Here is a 17986-nt window from a genome sequence, read left to right as displayed (position 1 = left end):
TCAACCTTGCTGGCGATTCGCCGCGCGGATCTGCGCCTCGACACAGGCCACCGCAGTCATGTTCACCACCCGCCGCACCGTCGATTGCGGCATCAGGATGTGCGCCGGCTTGGCCACGCCCATCAGGATCGGGCCGATTACCACGCCATCGCACAGCATGCGGGTCATGTTGTAGGCAATGTTGGCGGCATCCAGATTCGGGAACACGAACACGTTCGCCTTGCCTTCCAGCCGCGAATGCGGAAACAGCTTTTCGCGCAGCGCCGGCACCAGCGCCACATCCGCCTGCATCTCGCCTTCCACCTCCAGCCGCGGGGCCCGCGCCCGGATCAATTCCAGTGCACGACGCATCTTCATGGCCCCACAGGTATCCCGACTGCCGAAGTTGCCACCGGACAACAGCGCGATCTTCGGCTGGATGCCGAACAGCTTCAGGCGAATCGCCGCCTGCAGCGTGGCCTCGGCGATCTGCTCGGGACAGGGATCGTCCTGCACGTGGGTGTCGAGGTAGAAGAACGTGCCCTTGTCGGTGGATACCGCGGCCATCGCCGACGGCTCGACCACGCCTTCGTCCAGACCGATGATGTCGCGGATATAGCGCAGCTTGCTCTGGTACTGGCCGACGAGGCCGCAGATCATCGCGTCCGCTTCGCCGCGCTCGACCATCAGCGCGGCAATCGCGGTAGGCCGCGAGCGGATCACCGCCTTGGCCATCGACGGGGTCACGCCACGCCGCTCCATCAACTCGTGGTAATGCTGCCAGTAGGCATCGAAACGTGGATCGCTGTTGATATTGCAGATTTCGATGTCGACGCCCGGCTTGATCCGCAGGCCGGCGCGCTTGATACGTTTTTCGATCACTTCGGGGCGGCCGATCAGGATCGGCTTGGCCAGTCCTTCGTCGACCACGACCTGCACCGCACGCAGCACGGTTTCTTCTTCGCCCTCGGCATAAACCAATCGTGCCGGTGCGGCCTTGGCGCGTTCGAATACCGGCTTCATCAACAAGCCGGTGCGGAACACGAAACTGGTCAGCCGGTCGTTGTATTCGGCGAAGTCGGCCATCGGCCGCGTGGCCACGCCCGAATCCATCGCCGCCAGCGCCACCGCCGGTGGCAATTGCAGCAGCAGCCGCGGGTCAAACGGCTGCGGAATCAGGTAATTCGCGCCGAAGCTTGGCGGCTTGCCACCGTAAGCACGCGCACTGACATCGGAAGACTCACGCCGTGCCAACGCCGCAATCGCCTTCACGCAGGCAATCTTCATCGGTTCGTTGATCACCGTGGCGCCCACGTCCAGCGCACCGCGGAACAGATACGGGAAGCACAGTGCGTTGTTGACCTGGTTCGGATAGTCCGAACGCCCGGTGGCCATGATGCAGTCCGGCCGCACGGCCTTGGCCTCTTCCGGGGTGATCTCCGGGTTTGGATTGGCCAGCGCGAAGATGATCGGTCGCTCGGCCATCGTCGCAACCATCTCCGGCTTCAGGATGCCGCCGGCGGAAAGGCCGAGGAACACGTCCGCACCGTCGACGATTTCAGCCAGCGTGCGTGCCTTGGTGTCACGCGCGTAGCGCTGCTTGTCGGGGTCGAGGTTGGTGCGCTCGGTATGGATCACGCCATCACGGTCGAAGGCCAGAATGTGTTCCGGCTTCACGCCCAGCGCAACCAGCATGTCGAGGCAGGAGATACCGGCCGCACCGGCGCCGGTGGTTGCCACGCGAATGTCTTCGATCTTCTTGCCGACGACTACCAGCGCGTTGATCAGCGCCGCGCCGACAATGATCGAAGTGCCGTGCTGGTCGTCGTGGAATACCGGGATCTTCATCCGCTCGCGCAGCTTGCGCTCGACGATGAAACACTCCGGCGCCTTGATGTCTTCCAGGTTGATGCCGCCGAAGGTGGGTTCGAGGCTGGCGATGATGTCGACCAGCTTGTCCGGGTCGTTCTCGTCGATCTCGATGTCGAACACGTCGATGCCGGCGAACTTCTGGAACAGCACGCCCTTGCCTTCCATCACCGGCTTGCTGGCCAGCGGCCCGATGTTGCCCAGGCCAAGCACCGCCGTGCCATTGGTGATCACCGCCACCAGGTTCGAGCGCGCGGTGTATTCGGCGGCCGTGGTTGGGTCTTCAACGATCGCATCGCAGGCGGCAGCCACACCCGGCGAATAGGCCAGCGACAGATCACGCTGGGTCAGCAGCGAGGTGGTCGGCGTTACCTTGATCTTGCCCGGCCGCGGCAGGCGGTGATATTCGAGTGCAGCGAGGCGCAGTTCTTCGGGAAGGCTCATGGGATGCGTTTTTGTCGAGAAAGGAGCACCGGCCGCGAGCGCAGCTAGCGTCTGGCAATCTTAGCACCGGCGCAGGCTGAGCCGACCCGCCATGCGGCACCGGTTCACACGCCGGCCAGCCAGTCTTCGCCCTGTACCTGATTCAAATGAATGCCGTTGATGAAGACCGAGAACGCCAACTTGCCGGCCAGCCCATGTACGTGTTGCATCCATGGCGGCAGCCAGCGCGGGGGCAGGATTGCACCAGACTGGAAATGCGGCTGCAGTGCGACCACGTCATGCAGGGTCAACTTGCCGGCAAACAGGTGGCGCAGCAGATCCATCCGTCGCTGCCGCAGCGCCCAGCGAAAGAAAGTGTGCACGGTGAGCAGCCCGGACAGATAGACATTGTCCTTGGCGAACACCGCGCCGCCACCCAGCGGCACGCCACGAAACACCCGCTGGGCCGAATGGAAGCTGTCAGCCGTACTCTGACCACACAGACTGAAATACTTGTAGACCTCGACGAAATCCGCGCCATTGAGCGCCATGTCGATGGCCACGATGCGCAGGCTGATGCGCTTCAAGCGCGTGATGTCGATGGCGCCGGACATCAACTCGGCAAACACCGCCAGCCCTTCCTGGGTGGCCGTGACTCGCGGCGAGGTGCGCGCCAGCGAAGCCAGCAGCGGCTGCCGGCGACCATTCAACGCCGTCAGCGAATGCACGAATGCCTCATGCGCCAGCAATTGATGACGGTCGTATTCGCTGAAACTTTCGCCGCCGCGCAGACGAATGCGGGTGGCGCCGGCGGCGGCCTTGGCGGTCAGTTCCGGGTCGACCTCGACGCTGATCGTGCCGGCACCGAAGAACGCATCGAGAGTGACGGTCAGGTCGGCACGCAGCGTATCGGCGGCCATGTTTTCGATGCTGTCATCGGCAAGCAGGTCCGCACCCAGCTCATCGGACAGTGCAATGAAATAACGTGCGGCGTCGAGGTTGCTGCGCTGACTGCCCGGAATCATGTCGTCCGGACGTCCATACAAGGCGATCGACGGCGCGGTCACGCCCGCGCTGCCGACCGACTCCAGCATTTCGGCAGCGACGCGCCAGGACTCGGCGGTACGCCGCAGGTAGTCGCCCAGCGGATCGATGTCCTGCGGATCATTGCCGCCCGCGGCCGCTCCGATCGCCGACAACTCGGCGCGCACCGCGTTCATGTCCGGCCGGGCGTAGGTCACTTCCGGCAAGACAAAATGGCCCTTGCTGTAGGCGTCGATCATGCGATTTTCCAACGACGCCGGCCATGCCACCGTGGGCAGGATGCGGATGCCGCGCACCGCCGCCAGCAACCGCTGATCAAGCGCCGCGTAGCGCTGCAATTCCGGTGAGATGAGCGGGGAGGAAGTCGTCATCGGACGGGTTGCCAGGCAGCATCGAACCGCTCGATCAGTTCGCGCGTCCGCGGCACGGAGGTGAACAGGGTGGACGAACTCCTGAAACTTTCCGCGTCCAGCCTTCCGCTCAGTCCGGACACGACGAACGGCGCGGGTGAGCCGGAGCAGAGGACCTGGATCTTCCGCTGGTTGAAACGGGTACTGGTGGATGACAGTTGCTGCATGCGGGCGCCCCTGCGTCGTATGCCCGGAATAGTAGATCCTCCCGGGCTTTCCAGTCCGCCCCGACCCGCGCGTTTTGCCTAATCCCTTTCGCGCTGGCCACGATGGCCATGCGGCCGTTCGATCGGACGGCCGCCGCGCTGACGACGCAGCCGTGCCTCCAGCGTAGCCGCCTGCTCCTCACGCTCGTCGTGCAGCTTGAGATAGTTGCGCCAGCGCCCGGACGCCAGCTCGCCATTGTCCAGCGCGACCTGCACCGCGCAGCCGGGTTCACTGCCATGGCCGCAGTCGGCGAAGCGACAGGCCTCGGCCAGCAGCGCGATGTCGGCGAACAAGTCGAGGTTTTCCTCGCCGGTGAGCTTCAGCTCACGCATACCGGGGGTGTCGATCATGCAACCGCCACTGGGTAGCTGCAGCAAGGCGCGATGCGTGGTGGTGTGGCGGCCGCGGCTGTCATGGCTGCGCACCTCGGCGGTGGCCATGCGCGCCGTACCCAGCAAGGTGTTGGTCAAGGTCGACTTGCCCGCACCGGATGATCCGACCAGCACCGCACTGTCACCCGGCAGCAGATAGGCGGCCAGCTGCGCCACGCTGGCCGGGTCCTTGCCGTTCAGCGCGTGGATCGGCGTTTGAGCAGGCAACCGCTGGCGCAAGGCGGCAATCTGCTCGTCAGCATCGTCACGGGTATCGAGCTTGCTGAGCAGGACCACGGGCTGCGCACCGGAGTCTTCGGTCAACGACAGGTAGCGCTCGATGCGTGCCGGGTTGAAGTCGCCATCCAGCCCGGTCAGCACCAGCACGTAGTCGATGTTGGTGGCAATCAGTTGTCGCTCGTAGCGCTCGCCCGCCGCGGCACGTGACAAGGTCGTGCGGCGCGGCAGCACGCTGACGATGTGCGGCGGCTTGCCAGCGGCAACTTCGACGAAGTCACCGACCACCGGCCGATCCTCCGCGGCGATACCGCGCTTGAGGAAATGCCCGTCCGGCTGCGCGCCGAACAGCGTCTCCCCGTCGTGCAGTTCATAGCCGGCACGATGCTGGGCGACCACCCGGGCCAGCCGCAGGCCGTTGGTCGGCAGGGCGGTTCCGCGCCAGCCGATGCTGCGCAGGCGCTCGATCTTTTCGGCATCACTCATGGAAATGTCAGTTGGCGGGCGGAGAGGATCAACCCGCCAATTATGCCCTGCCCGAAGTTCTCCTGACGCTGAACAGGCATTCGCCCCGAAACACGCTCGCGCTGCACTGCATCACGCTGCTAGCATCAAGCTAACGGCGACATGATCGCCAGCTGGCTTCAACTTGCTGAGGATACGAGCGTTGGCACCGATCATACCTAGTGCGCACCTGACCGACGTGCGCTACGAAATCCGCGGCGCACTGACCCGGCGCGCACGCGAACTGGAGGCGTCCGGACGGGACATCATCAAGCTCAACATCGGCAATCCCGGCCGCTACGGTTTCGAGGTGCCGGTGCATTTGCGCGAATCCATCGCCAGCCATTTGCAGGACAGCGAGGCTTACGGCCACGAGCAAGGCCTGGAAGTCGCCCGTGAAGCCATTGCTGCGCAGCAACGTGCGCGCGGGGCGCGCGGCGTGGACGTCGAGCACATCTTCATCGGCAACGGCGTCAGCGAACTGATCGATCTGTCGCTGCGCGCACTGTTGCACGATGGCGACGAAGTGCTGCTGCCCAGCCCGGACTATCCGCTGTGGAGTGCTGCCACCATCCTCAACGGCGGCCAACCTCGCTATTACCACTGCCTGGCGCGCAACGGCCACCATCCCGACCCGGATGAAATCGAGTCACTGATCACCCCGCGCACCAAGGCGCTGGTGTTGATCAACCCGAACAACCCCACCGGCGCCACCTATCCACGTGCGCTGCTGGAGCGGCTGGTGGCGCTCGCTGCGCGGCATCGCCTGCTGCTGTTTTCCGACGAAATTTACGATGAGATCCTTTACGACGGCGCGAGTTTTCAGCCACTGGCCGAGGTCGCTGGTGACCTGCCCTGCCTCAGCTTTGGCGGCCTGTCGAAAGTGCATCGCGCCTGCGGCTATCGGATCGGCTGGATGAGCCTGTCCGGCGACCCCGCACGCAGCGCGGCCTATCGCGATGCGATGCAACTGCTGGCCGCCTTGCGCTTGTGCGCCAACGTCACCGCACAGTGGGCGATACTGCCCGCGCTGCAGGACGCACCCACGATCGGCACACTGACCGCACCGGGTGGCCGACTGCACCAGGCGCGACGCGCCGTGCTTGAAGGCGTCGCCGCCAGCGACTACCTGGATCTGGTGGTGCCCGATGGCGCGCTCTACGCGTTTCCGCAGGTACGCGCCGAGCGTATTCCGCACTTCGACGACGAGGCATTCGCGCTGCGCCTGCTGGAGGAGGAATCGGTACTGGTGGTTCCCGGCAGCAGCTTCAACGTGCCACGCAGCCGGCACTTCCGGCTCACCCTGCTGCCACCACCGGCGCAATTGCATGAAGTGTTCGTGCGCATCGAGCGCGTGCTGGCGGCGATGGCTCGCGAGCAGTCGCCCGCCGCCGTTGCCGTGGCCTGAGTCCGGCGATGCCGGCTTATCTTGCCCTGGGTGATTCCTACACCATCGGTGAAGGCGTGGTCGCGGAGGATCGCTGGCCCGTCGCGCTGGCGCGACAGTTGCGCGCGGAAGGCGTAGCGCTCGACGAACCACACCTCATTGCGGTCACCGGCTGGACGACCGACGAACTGTCGCGAGGCATGGACGAAACCGCGCTGACGCCACCTTATCTATTGGTGAGCTTGCAGATCGGCGTGAACAACCAATACCGCGGAAGGTCGGACGCAGATTACCGCGTAGAGTTTTCCACCCTGCTGGCACGTGCGATCACACTGGCGGGTGGATGCGCTGAGCGGGTACTGGTGGTGTCGATCCCCGACTGGGGCGTGACACGCTTTGCCGATGAACGAGGCTGCGAGCGGACCGCCATTGCGCAGGAACTGGACGTCTACAATGCGCGCGCCCTCGCCGAGTGCGAACGCGCGGGTGCGCGCTTCGTCGACATCACCCGCATCTCGCGCGCACATCCGGAACTGGTCGCCGAGGATGGGCTGCATCCTTCCGCTGCCCAGTATCGCCTGTGGCTGGCAGCCATTGCGCCGGTCGCGCTGCAGGCACTAACGGCGGCCGATTGATTCCGCGGCGACCGGCTGCCTTCGCAACATCTGCATGGCATCGACCCACCGCTCGCGCGCATCAGAGCCTTCAAGGCCACCGGGGTAGCTCCCAAATAGCAGCCAGCGCTCCTGCGTGGCTGTCTTGCTGCTTCTGGTCGCAGGTCAGGCCCGGCGCCGTGTCTATACGCCTGACCCGGGTCAAGTCAGCCCACCGCGCAAGCGCGGTATCATCCCCGGTCACCTCCCGACCTTCAGGAACCACCTCATGTCGCTCGATCCCGGCACCCGCGAACGTATCGAAACCCTGCTCAAGGACCACCGCGTGGTGTTGTTCATGAAGGGCAATCGCAGCCAGCCCATGTGCGGATTCTCCGCCGCCGCCACCAACACCTTGAATGAGCTGCTGCCGGAATATCACACGGTGAACGTTCTGGAAGATCCGGAGATTCGCGAAGGCATCAAGGCCTACGGCGACTGGCCGACGATTCCGCAGTTGTACGTGGGTGGCGAGCTGGTCGGCGGCGCCGACATCATCCGTCAGATGTACGGCAGCGGCGAATTGCACCAGTTGTTCGGTGTTGCCGCACCCGACCGTACGCCGCCGGAAATCACCATCACCGACGCCGCCGCCGAAGCGATTCGTCAGGGCACCGCCAACGCCGAAGGCGTGGCGCTGCACCTGGAAATCGGCCCCGACCATAGCGCCGGCTTTCAGCTGGCGCCGGCCAACGAGCACGACATCGTGGCAGTAGCCAACGGCCTGGAAGTGCACTTCGATCCGGCCAGCGCACAACGCGCTCACGGCATCGTGATCGACTGGGTCTCCACCGTGCAGGGCGAGGGCCTCAGCCTGAAATTCCCGGGCGCGCCGGAAAGCCAGCACTGAACCTGCTGCGACCGACGACCGGATCGGGCAATCGACTGGCTCCGCCAGATCGCTGCAACGCCGGTTGACCACACGGTCCGCCAACGCAGTCGTAAAAACAGGGCGTAGCTGCCGCGCAGCCCCGCCCTGTTTTCGAGACGCCTTGCCAGTTTTTGCCTGACTGCTGCAGCACCGCCGCGAGATCCGCTGGCCGAGCATCGTCACCAGCGTCCTTCTTCCGACCGCTGCCCCACGCCGCACAAGGCACATCGCCAATCAGCGCAAACCCGTCCGACCGGGCACCAAGTACTTTCCGAGGCGTCCCCGGATGCGCGCGGCATATAGTGCCCACCCAGAAACTTAACTATTCCAGTCAAATAGTTACGTTGGAAACGATATAAAGATTTATATATATCAGTGATATACGTAAAAACTTGCGATGAACACCTCGTTAAAGGCCAGTACGCCAAATGCTAATATTTTGTTGACACTTTGTAAGAATTGCCGATAAGGTCAGCACCGAAAAAGTAGATGCTCGATCGGGATACATAGTCCCGACGGGTCAGGTATCTCGCGCAGAAATGCTGCTCGAGGTTTGTGGTAACTGCCGTTTTGGGGATTCCAACACCATGAAATTGAACAAAAACAAACTTACCCATGCCGTCCAGGGAGCCCTGCTGGTTGGCTCGCTGGTCCTGGCTGGTTCGGTCTTCGCGCAAGACGCCGCCCCGACCCAGCCGGAAGCAGCGAAGACGCTGAACACCGTGACCGTCACCGGTTCGCGTATCCGCAGCGTCGACCTGTCCACCGCGCAGCCGGTGTTCACCATCGACCGTCAGCAGATCCAGAATGCCGGCTTCGTCACCGTCGACGACGTCCTGCAGCACATCAGCACCATCTCCATCGGCTCGACCCGCGCCACCAACAATGGCAATGACGGCACCGCGACCATCAGCATGCGCGACCTCGGCGCAGCCCGCACCCTGGTGCTGGTCAACGGCCATCGCTGGTTGCAGGGCCTGGGCGGCACCGTCGACTTGTCGACCATCCCCGCTGCCGTGATCGAGCGCGTCGAAGTCCTGAAGGACGGCGCCTCCACCATTTACGGTTCGGACGCGATCGCCGGCGTGGTCAACATCATCACCCGCGACCACATGGATGGCGCCGAAGTCAATCTGTACTCGGGTCAGTTCCAGCAGGGTGACGGCCAGCAGAATTCGGCCGACTTCACCGTGGGCACCCACAATGACAAGGGCTCGCTGATCTTCAGCGTGGGCTACATGAAGGGTGACGCGGTCAGCATGGGCGACCGTGCCTTGACCCACGACATCTACCCGGGCTTCCCGGGCAAGGGCAACAGCAGCTACGGCGACCACGGCTCGATCTACGACCTGCAGACCGGTGATCGCCTTGCGATCAACAAGGGTGGCGATGTTCGCAACATCAACGACTACCATCCCTATGCCGGCGCGACCGACGGCTATAACTACCAGCCGAACAACTATCTGCTGACCCCGACCGAACGCCAGAACATGTTCGTGCAGGGCAAGTACAGCCTGACCGAGAACATCACCTGGAAGACCGAAGCGGCGTACAACGTACGCAAGTCTTCGCAGCAGTTGGCGCCGTCACCGATCGGCATCGGCATCGACTCGGGCTTCAATACCAACGCTCCGTTCAATCTGGACGCGAATTCCTACTACAACCCGACCGGCAAGGACGTGGGTGCCAATCGTCGTTTCGTCGAGGCTCCGCGTCAGTTCTCGCAGGACAACCAGAACACGCATTTCCTGACTGGCCTGGACGGCTCGTTCTCGGCCGGTGAGCGCAACTTCAACTGGGATGCTGCGTTCGATTACAACCATTCGTCCAACCTGGCCACCACCCACGGTCTGGTCAACATGATCAACCTGAAGGCGGCCACTGGCCCGTCCTTCATGGACACCGACGGCGTGGTCAAGTGCGGCGCCGCTGGCGCGATCATCGACGGCTGCGTGCCGATCAACATGCTGGGCGAAAAGGGCTCCATCACACCTGACATGCTGAAGTACGTCACCTACGTCGACAAGGAAAGCTCGGGCAACCGCAGCATCGACTGGACCGCCAATATCACCGGCGACCTGATTCAGCTGCCGGCTGGCTGGATGCAGTTCGCGGCGGGTTATGAATACCGCAACGAGAATGGCTACGACACCCCGGACTCCTTCACTGCCTCGGGCAACAGCTCGGGCAATGCCTTGGCACCGACGGCTGGTGGCTACGCGCTGAAGGAATTCTACGGCGAAGTTTCCGCCCCAATCCTGGTTGACGCTCCGCTGGCACAGAGCCTGACCCTTGACGCGTCTGTCCGTCACACCGATTACGGTACCGGCACAACCAACACCGACAAGTACGGCGTGATGTGGAAGCCGATCCAGGACCTGCTGGTCCGCGCCTCGTTCAGCCACGGCTTCCGTGCTCCGTCCGTCAACGATCTGTACGGTGGCCAGAGCCAGGATTACCGCGACTTCAACGACCCGTGCGACATGGTCAGCGGCAAGGCTGCCACCGACGCGACGGTGAAGGCCACCTGCATTGCCGCAGGCGTTCCGAACGGCTATACGCAGATCTCTACAAGCGGCTACGGCGGCCAGACGCAGATTCCGTTCCTGTCCGGCTCCAACGCGGCCGCAGCGCCTGAAAAGTCGTTGTCGCGCACGATGGGCCTGGTATACAGCCCGAGCTACGTGGCCGGCCTGGACATGTCGCTGGACTGGTATCGCATCCGCATCACCAACTCGATCAGCCAGCCGCTCGCAACAACGGTGTTGAACCAGTGCTACGTGCAGAACAACCCGGCGTTCTGCAACAAGATCACGCGTTCCACCAATCCACTGACTCAGGGTCAGGTCCTCAAGGCGGATGAAACGGTTGCCAACCTGGGTACCACGGACGTCGAAGGCTACGACTTCAACCTGAACTACCGCTTCCCGGAAACCAGCTTCGGTACGTTCCGCGTGGGTTCGGACTCGACCTACCTGGTCAAGTACGACACCAAGGTCACGCCGGACCAGGTCACCCTGGGCAACGTTGGCTTCGGTGACGTATTCCGCTTCCGCAGCAACACCTCGCTGGACTGGACCTATGGCGACTTCGGTGCCACCTGGAACATGCGTTACCAGTCGGGTTCCAAGTACGACTGCAAAGCTCCGGACTTCCACGGTGCCGCAAACCCGGGCGCACATTGCAACATGCCCGATTACGTCTCGCCGCTTAACGGTGCCGAGCCGCTGACCCGCATCGGTTCGTTCACCTACAACGACCTGCAGTTCCGCTGGCACGCTCCGTGGAACGGCACGATCTCGATCGGTGCCAACAACGTGTTCAACAAGAAGCCGGTGTCGAACTACAACTCGACCCGTACCTTCCCGGTGTACTACGACATTCCGGGCGTGTACTACTACGTGCGTTACAACCAGAAGTTCTGATGACACTGGACCGGGCAGCCTTCGGGCTGGCCGGTCCGACTTTCTGTCATCAGCAACAGACGTGCTGCCGCGAGGCAGTCACGGAGTCATAAAAAAAACCGTCAGCCCCTGGCTGGCGGTTTTTTTGTGCCGGTCAAGTGGTTACCGAACAGCGTTACGACTCATGCCAGCAGTACCACGGCGTGGCACAACGCGCAGCTAGACGGCCGCACCCTCGTCGTCGATATCTTCCTCAAACCGCAGGTGCTTGACGCTGCTGCCGTGGCGGCGCACCAGTTTCAACGCCTCGATGCCCACACGGATGTGCGCTTCCACATATTGCGAGGTGAAACTGCGATCACTGGCTTCGGTTTTCACGCCTTCGGGAATCATCGGCTGGTCGGAAACCAGCAACAGGGCGCCGCAGGGAATTCGGTTGGCGAAGCCTGCAGCAAAAATGGTCGCGGTCTCCATGTCTACCGCCATGCAGCGGGTGCGGCGCAGGTAATCCTTGAACACTTCGTCGTGTTCCCACACACGCCGGTTGGTGGTGTAGACGGTGCCCGTCCAGTAATCGTGGCCGAGGTCGCGGATCATGGTGGACACCGCACGCTGCAACTGGAACGCCGGCAGCGCGGGTACCTCGGGCGGCAGGTAATCGTTGCTGGTGCCTTCGCCACGAATGGCCGCGATCGGCAACACCAGGTCACCGAGTTGATTCTTCTTCTTGACCCCACCGCACTTGCCCAGAAACAACACAGCCTTCGGGCTGATCGCGCCGAGCAGATCCATCATGGTGGCGGCGTTCGGGCTGCCCATGCCGAAGTTGATCAGGGTGATGCCATCGGCGGTGGCATTCGGCATCGGCCGATCACGCCCCTGCACTTCCACGCCGTGCCACTGCGCGAACATCTCCACATAGTTGCCGAAGTTGGTCAGCAAAATGTATTCGCCAAATTGGTCCAGCGGGGTGCCGGTATAGCGCGGCAGCCAGTTGGAAACGATTTCCTGTTTGCTTTTCATCTTGAAGTCTTGCCCGAAGCTCGTTACCGGCGACGCCACGCCGGCGATATGCCAGTTATGTCAGACCATCTTAGGGCTGCCGTGGCGCCCCAGCCAGTCAGCATGGCGACACCAACCGGCCCAACAACCACTGACACAGCGTGCATGCTATGTTTCGCCTGCAATCAATGAACCGGGGGGATGAGCTGATGCGGATGGGCCTGGCAATCGACGCGGCCTGCGATCTATCGCAGGAATTCATTCAGAAGCACGACATCGCAGTCATGCCGATCACGATCAAGGTCGACAGCGAAACCTTCATGGACGATCGCCGGCCGGAGGAGATCCAGCGCTTCATCGATCGACGTCTCGGCAGCCGCAGTCATTCGGCGGAAACCGAACCCTCTCCCGTGGCCGAAATCCACAAGCTGTTCCTCGAGAAACTGGTGCTGGAACAGGACTGTGTTTTCTGCCTGACCATCACCGCTACCCGCAGCCCGATCAACGATCACGTCAACAAGGCGAGCTTCGGCATTCTCAAGAACTATCGGCAGGTGCGCGAGCAAGCCGGTGTCCCCGGCCCGTTCATGATGCGCGTGGTGGACACCCGCAACCTGTTCGCCGGGGCGGCGCCAGCCATCTACGAAGCCAATCGCCTGATTGCCGCGAATGAAACACCCGCCGTGATCCGCGAACGACTGGCCTATATCGCGAATCATTCCTACGGCTATATGCTGCCGCGCGACCTGCATTACCTGCGGGCGCGCGCCAAGAAGAAGAACGACCGCAGCGTGGGGGTTTTCAGCGCCATGCTGGGTTCAGCGCTGGACATCAAGCCGATCCTGCGCTGCTTCCAGGGCGAAACCGGACCGGTCGGCAAGGTCCGCGGCTTCGAGCAAGGTGCCCAAGCGCTGTTCGGTTTTGCAGCGAAACGCGTCCGTGCCGGCCTGCTGGTACCGATGGTCTGCGCCAGCTACGGTGGCGACCTCGCCGTGCTGGAGCACCTGCCCGGTTATCTGGAGTTGCGCCAGGCCTGCGAGGAATGCGGGGTGGAGCTGATGGAAGCGCCCATGAGCATCACCGGCATGGTCAATGTTGGCGAGGGCGCTGTGACGATCGGCCTTGCAGCCGAGGATCACGTGGCCGAATTCTGAAGCGTCCCCGCGCTGCAAGAGCAGCGCGGCGTGCGCACCGCTTATTCAGAACCCATAGTTCAGAAAGCCGCCATCCACCGCCAGCACCTGGCCGGTGATATAGCTGGCGGCAGGCAGGCACAGGAAGGCAATCGCCGCCGCTACTTCCTCCGGCTCGCCGATCCGCTCCAGCGGTGTGCGGTCGAGTACTTCGTCGAGATAGTCGCTGTCGGCCAGTGCCGGCTCGGAACGCTGGGTACGGATGTACCACGGCGCCACCGCATTGACCCGGATGCCATCGACCGCCCATTCCGCGGCAAGATTGCGGGTGAGCTGATGCAGTGCGGCCTTGCTCATCCCATAAGGCGAGCCGGTGCGCACATGGGTCATGCCGGACACCGAACCCACGTTGACGATCGCCGCATGCGCCTGCTGGGCGAGCTGCGCGTGGGACAGCCGGCACATCTCGAAGGCACTGAACAGATTCTGCTCGAAGATCGCCCGCCAGTCGTCTTCGCGATAGTCGAGCGTGGCTCCCGGCTGATTGCCGCCGGCATTGTTGATCAACAGCGACAGCGGGGTACCGAGGTCGGCAATCCAGTCGAATATCGCCAGCCGATCTTCGCCTTCGCTGACGTCAGCGGCGAACGCCATCACCTCGCAGGCGGGGAAATCCTCGGCCAGCTCATCCCTGACCTGCTCCAGATGATCCGCATCCCGCGCAACCAGCAACAGGTTCGCACCCAGCCCGGCCAGCTCGCGCGCGGTGGCATGGCCGATGCCTTTGCTGGCACCGGTAATCAGGGCGTTATGGCCTTGCAGTTGCCAGGCATCGAGACGACTGTTCATGCGGGCAGCTTAAAGCGTCGGCGGCGGGCTGCCAACGCTGCTGGCTTGCCTGCGACGCTAGCTGGCGCAACACTTGGCGAAACGAACACGCAAGGTAACCACCATGAAGCTGCTGCCGCTCCTGCTCTGCCTTGTCTCGCTGGGTGCATGCTCAAGCAAGCCGCCGGAGCCTCAGGCGAAGCCGCCCGTAGTCACCACCCCGTTTGACGGAATGCGCGCTGACAAGCAGCGCGCGAAAGACGTCAGCAAGATGGTCGAGAAGCACGATGACCAGCAGGACAAGCAGATTGAGGCCTTGCAGCACTAGCTCCACGGGTTCCACTACGATGCGCGCGCCTCAATAAGGCCGGCACAGGCAGTCGGCGTAGATGTTCGGCGTGCCGGCACGCGCGTCACGCAGCAACTGCAGTTCCGGCGCCCTCGCGGGCAGCTGGGCAAGCCAGCTCGGCAGGCGCACACCGAACGATTGCAGCACCCGCACGCTGGCGCTCTGGCTCATACCAGCCAGAAAGCGCTCAAAGCCACTCGACGGTTGCTCCATGTAGCGCACCGGATAGCCTTTGGCCAGCTGTGCGCGGCTGGCCGCATCAGCCACAGCGGCCTCCAGTCCGCCCAGCTGATCAATCAGGCCACGCTGCAGCGCCTGCTCGCCGGTCCAGACGCGTCCCTGGGCAATGGCATCAATCGCCTCGTAACTTTTGCCGCGCGCCTTCGCCACATTGCCGACGAAATCACGATAGCCCTTGTTGATGATCGCCTGAATTACCGTACCGACCTTCGGATCAAGCGGACGGGTGATGTCGAACGCACCGGCCATCGGCCCGGTGCTGACGCCATCACTCTGCACGCCCAGCTTGGCCAGCGTGCCGGGCACCGAGTAATACAGGCCGAAGATCCCGATCGAACCGGTGATCGTGTTCGGCTCAGCAAAGATCCGGTTTGCGTTCATCGAGATCCAGTAGCCACCGCTGGCTGCCACATCACCCATCGACACCACCACCGGAATGCCGGCAGCGCGGGTCAGTTCGACTTCGCGGCGAATCTGCTCGGCGGCATACACTTCGCCGCCGGGTGAGTTGACCCGCAGTACCAGCGCCTTGGTCTTGCGATCTTCCCGCGCCTCGCGAATCAGCGCCGCGGTGGACTCGCCACCGATCGAACCGGGGCCGCGCTTGCCGCCGGCAATCTCGCCTTCGGCTACCACTACCACCACGCCCGGCGTCAGCGGCTTGCTCTCCTCCGCCATGCTGGCCGCGTAGCGCGCCAAGCCAACCTGACGGAAACCGTGACCCTTGCGGTCGGCCGGCACGCCGTCCTTGCGCATCATCGCAATGAGCTCGGCGCGGGTCGCCAGACCGTCCACCAGATGCTGATTGACGGCCAGCTCCGCAAGGTTGCCCTGGGTCGTGGCGATATGCGTGGGCAGGTTATCGATGTCGTCACGCAGCGTCGCTGGATCGAGCTTGCGCAGCTTCGACACCTCGTTGAGATAGCCATCCCACAGGCCGTTCATCCAGTAGCTGTCAGCCTGCTTAGCCTCAGCCGAGGCGTGATCAAGAATGTAGGGTTCCGCGGCACTCTTGAACTCGCCGACACGAAACAAATGGACGTCCACACCGAGTTTGTCCAGCAGGTCTTTGTAGAACAACCGGTAGTTGGCCAGGCCGGTGAGCATCACGCCGCCTTGTGGATCCACCAACAGCCGGTCGGCATGCGCAGCGAGGTAGTACTGGCCTTGATCCAGATTCACACCCCACGCGATCACCGGCTTGCCGGTTGCACGGAATCGCTCAAGCGCCGCTCCCACTTCGTGCAGCGCGGCAAAACCGCCGCCCTGCAAGGCATCCGGCAGCAGCAGGATGCGGCTGATCCGTTTATCGCCGGCTGCCGCATCGATCGCGCCAATCAGATCGCGCAGCTGCACCTGTTTCGGCGCTTCGCCCGAAAGGCCTGCCAGAGCGCGCTGCAGCGGATCGATGCTGTACTGCTCGACCAACTGGCCTTGCGGCTGGATCACCAGCACGCTGTCGGACTGCACCGTGCGGTCCACATCCGCACTCAGCCCGACCAGCAGCAGCAACAGCAGGCCGAAAAACACCAGATTGATGATCACCAGCCGGAAGCCGTTGAGAAAACGCCCCAGCGAACGGAGGAAGGCCCAGAAACCGTTGCGGCGAATGGGGGGCGGTAGCGATGACGTCATGCGCGAGGTATCCGGTGTTTATGGGGCTAGCGTAGCTGGTCAGGGATAGCGTCAGGCTGGCGCAGGAAGCGGCAGCGGGTGACGCCAGCGCTGCTTCCACGCGCTGCGCCAGAAACGAGTGAACAGCATCACCGCCGCCACCGACAGGCCGGCGATCAAGCCGATCCACATGCCGCGCGCACCCATCCCGTGGTGAAAAGTCAGCCACCAGCCCACCGGCATACCGACAACCCAATAGGCAAACAAGGTAATCGCCATCGGCACACGGGTGTCTTTGAGACCGCGCAGCGCGCCGTTGGCGGCGACTTGAATCCCGTCGGAAAACTGGAACAGGCCGGCCAGCATGATCAGTTGTACCGCCAAGGCAATCACCTTCGGATCGTGCGTGTACAACGACGCGATGAAGTGCGGCAGCCCCAGCATCAAGCCCGCCGATACCATCTGAGTGACCAGGGTCAGGCCGATTCCGCAGAAACCCGCATAGCGCACGCCGCGCTCGTCGCCGCGGCCCACCGCGTTGCCCACGCGCACGGTGATCGCCATGGCCAGGCCCAGCGGAATCATGAAGAACAGCGAGGCAATGTTGAGCGCCACCTGATGGCTGGCGATCACATCCTCACCCAGGGTGGCGATGATCAGTGCAGTCGCCACGAACAAGCCCGCTTCGGCCAGCAAAGTCACCGCCATCGGCAAGCCGATGTGTATCAACTGGCCGATCCGGCGCAGGTTCGGCCGCTCAAACCGATCGAACAAACCCAACCCGTGATAGTTGCGCCGGAACACCACATAGACGCCGAACGCCAGCATCTCCAGCCACAACACGATCGCCGTGGCCACGCCGCAGCCATGGGCGCCCTGCGGCGGGATGCCCAGCTTGCCGAACATCAACACATAGCCCAGCGGCACCAGCAACGCCAGTCCGCCCAGGCTGAAATACATCGATGGCCGGGTCATCGACAAACCTTCGGACAAGCCGCGCAGCGCGAAGTAGATAGTCAACGCCGGTGCGCCCCAGCTGATCGCCAGCAGGAAGCGCTGCACATCGTGGCGCAGGCTGGCCGTCACGCCGATCAATTCGATCAGCGGCTCGGCGTGGCGCACCGCGAACCACAGCAGCACACCCATGCCCAACGCCAGCCACAAAGCCTGATGGAACACCGCACCGACCTCATGACGCCGTCCCGCGCCATCGAGCTGTGCCACCGACGGCGGTACCGCCATCATCATGCCGATGCCGCTGACGATTGCCAGCGACCAGATGCTGGCACCGACCGCTACCGCACCCAGCACGTGCGCGCTGACATGCCCGGCCAGCAACGCATCGATAACGTTGCTGCCGATCGCCGCCAGTTGCGCACAGATCAGCGGCAGCGCGAGCCGCACGGTGGCACGCATCTCGTGCAACAGATGGGCGCGCTCGGGACGTAAGGGTTTCATGGA

At 63.2% G+C, this 17986-nt stretch carries 13 protein-coding genes and 1 pseudogene; 6 read left to right on the top strand and 8 right to left on the bottom strand.

Annotated features, from left to right (window positions below):
* From PY254_RS04620 to rsgA, 4 genes are all read right to left on the bottom strand, one after another.
* Positions 1-2292 (bottom strand): NADP-dependent malic enzyme, encoded by a 2292-nt coding sequence (locus tag PY254_RS04620; protein WP_281014306.1) that lies wholly within the window; start codon positions 2290-2292, stop codon positions 1-3.
* 104 nt (positions 2293-2396) lie between these two features.
* Positions 2397-3686, bottom strand: coding sequence for a peptidase MATCAP family protein (locus PY254_RS04615; protein WP_281014305.1), 1290 nt, complete (start codon positions 3684-3686; stop codon positions 2397-2399).
* Complete coding sequence (locus tag PY254_RS04610; protein ID WP_281014304.1) at positions 3683-3892, bottom strand: hypothetical protein; 210 nt, start codon at positions 3890-3892, stop codon at positions 3683-3685. The genes PY254_RS04615 and PY254_RS04610 overlap by 4 nt, the downstream gene beginning before the upstream one ends.
* A gap of 78 nt (positions 3893-3970) precedes the next feature.
* The gene (rsgA, locus tag PY254_RS04605; RefSeq protein WP_281014303.1) at positions 3971-5026 is read right to left on the bottom strand and encodes a ribosome small subunit-dependent GTPase A; all 1056 of its coding nucleotides are present in this window, start codon (positions 5024-5026) and stop codon (positions 3971-3973) included.
* Positions 5027-5207: 181 nt separating this feature from the next.
* On the opposite strand from rsgA, the gene PY254_RS04600 reads away from it, so the two are divergent.
* The 4 genes and pseudogenes from PY254_RS04600 (at position 5208) to PY254_RS04585 (ending at position 11380) form a co-directional block, all read left to right on the top strand.
* The gene (locus PY254_RS04600; RefSeq protein WP_281014302.1) at positions 5208-6452 is read left to right on the top strand and encodes an aminotransferase class I/II-fold pyridoxal phosphate-dependent enzyme; all 1245 of its coding nucleotides are present in this window, start codon (positions 5208-5210) and stop codon (positions 6450-6452) included.
* An 8-nt stretch (positions 6453-6460) separates the two neighbouring features.
* Positions 6461-7066 carry an SGNH/GDSL hydrolase family protein gene (locus tag PY254_RS04595; protein ID WP_281014301.1) on the top strand — a complete coding sequence of 202 codons (606 nt, stop codon included), beginning with the start codon at positions 6461-6463 and terminating at the stop codon, positions 7064-7066.
* Between the two features lie 247 nt (positions 7067-7313).
* Positions 7314-7916: pseudogene (gene grxD / locus PY254_RS04590) on the top strand (Grx4 family monothiol glutaredoxin); the annotation flags it as partial.
* A gap of 626 nt (positions 7917-8542) precedes the next feature.
* Positions 8543-11380, top strand: a complete 2838-nt coding sequence (locus PY254_RS04585) for a TonB-dependent receptor plug domain-containing protein (protein ID WP_281014300.1) — start codon at positions 8543-8545, stop codon at positions 11378-11380.
* Between the two features lie 198 nt (positions 11381-11578).
* Here PY254_RS04585 and PY254_RS04580 read toward each other — a convergent pair whose 3' ends face one another.
* The gene (locus tag PY254_RS04580; RefSeq protein ID WP_281014299.1) at positions 11579-12382 is read right to left on the bottom strand and encodes an AMP nucleosidase; all 804 of its coding nucleotides are present in this window, start codon (positions 12380-12382) and stop codon (positions 11579-11581) included.
* A gap of 188 nt (positions 12383-12570) precedes the next feature.
* Here PY254_RS04580 and PY254_RS04575 point away from each other — a divergent pair, with 188 nt between their 5' ends.
* Positions 12571-13515 carry a DegV family protein gene (locus tag PY254_RS04575; RefSeq protein ID WP_281014298.1) on the top strand — a complete coding sequence of 315 codons (945 nt, stop codon included), beginning with the start codon at positions 12571-12573 and terminating at the stop codon, positions 13513-13515.
* A gap of 45 nt (positions 13516-13560) precedes the next feature.
* Here PY254_RS04575 and PY254_RS04570 read toward each other — a convergent pair whose 3' ends face one another.
* Complete coding sequence (locus PY254_RS04570; protein ID WP_281014297.1) at positions 13561-14343, bottom strand: SDR family oxidoreductase; 783 nt, start codon at positions 14341-14343, stop codon at positions 13561-13563.
* Between the two features lie 103 nt (positions 14344-14446).
* On the opposite strand from PY254_RS04570, the gene PY254_RS04565 reads away from it, so the two are divergent.
* Positions 14447-14650, top strand: a complete 204-nt coding sequence (locus PY254_RS04565) for a hypothetical protein (RefSeq protein ID WP_281014296.1) — start codon at positions 14447-14449, stop codon at positions 14648-14650.
* A 30-nt stretch (positions 14651-14680) separates the two neighbouring features.
* Here the strand turns inward: PY254_RS04565 and sppA are convergent, their stop codons facing one another.
* Positions 14681-16546, bottom strand: a complete 1866-nt coding sequence (gene sppA, locus PY254_RS04560) for a signal peptide peptidase SppA (protein ID WP_281014295.1) — start codon at positions 16544-16546, stop codon at positions 14681-14683.
* Between the two features lie 51 nt (positions 16547-16597).
* On the bottom strand, positions 16598-17983 hold the full coding sequence (locus PY254_RS04555) for an MATE family efflux transporter (RefSeq protein ID WP_281014294.1): 1386 nt from the start codon (positions 17981-17983) through the stop codon (positions 16598-16600).
* Positions 17984-17986 lie beyond the last annotated feature (3 nt).

The organism is Rhodanobacter sp. AS-Z3 (assembly GCF_029224025.1).
Classification (GTDB): Bacteria; Pseudomonadota; Gammaproteobacteria; order Xanthomonadales; family Rhodanobacteraceae; genus Rhodanobacter.
Note: the sequence above shows the minus strand (reverse complement) of the source record. Positions and strands in the feature narration are given on the sequence as shown.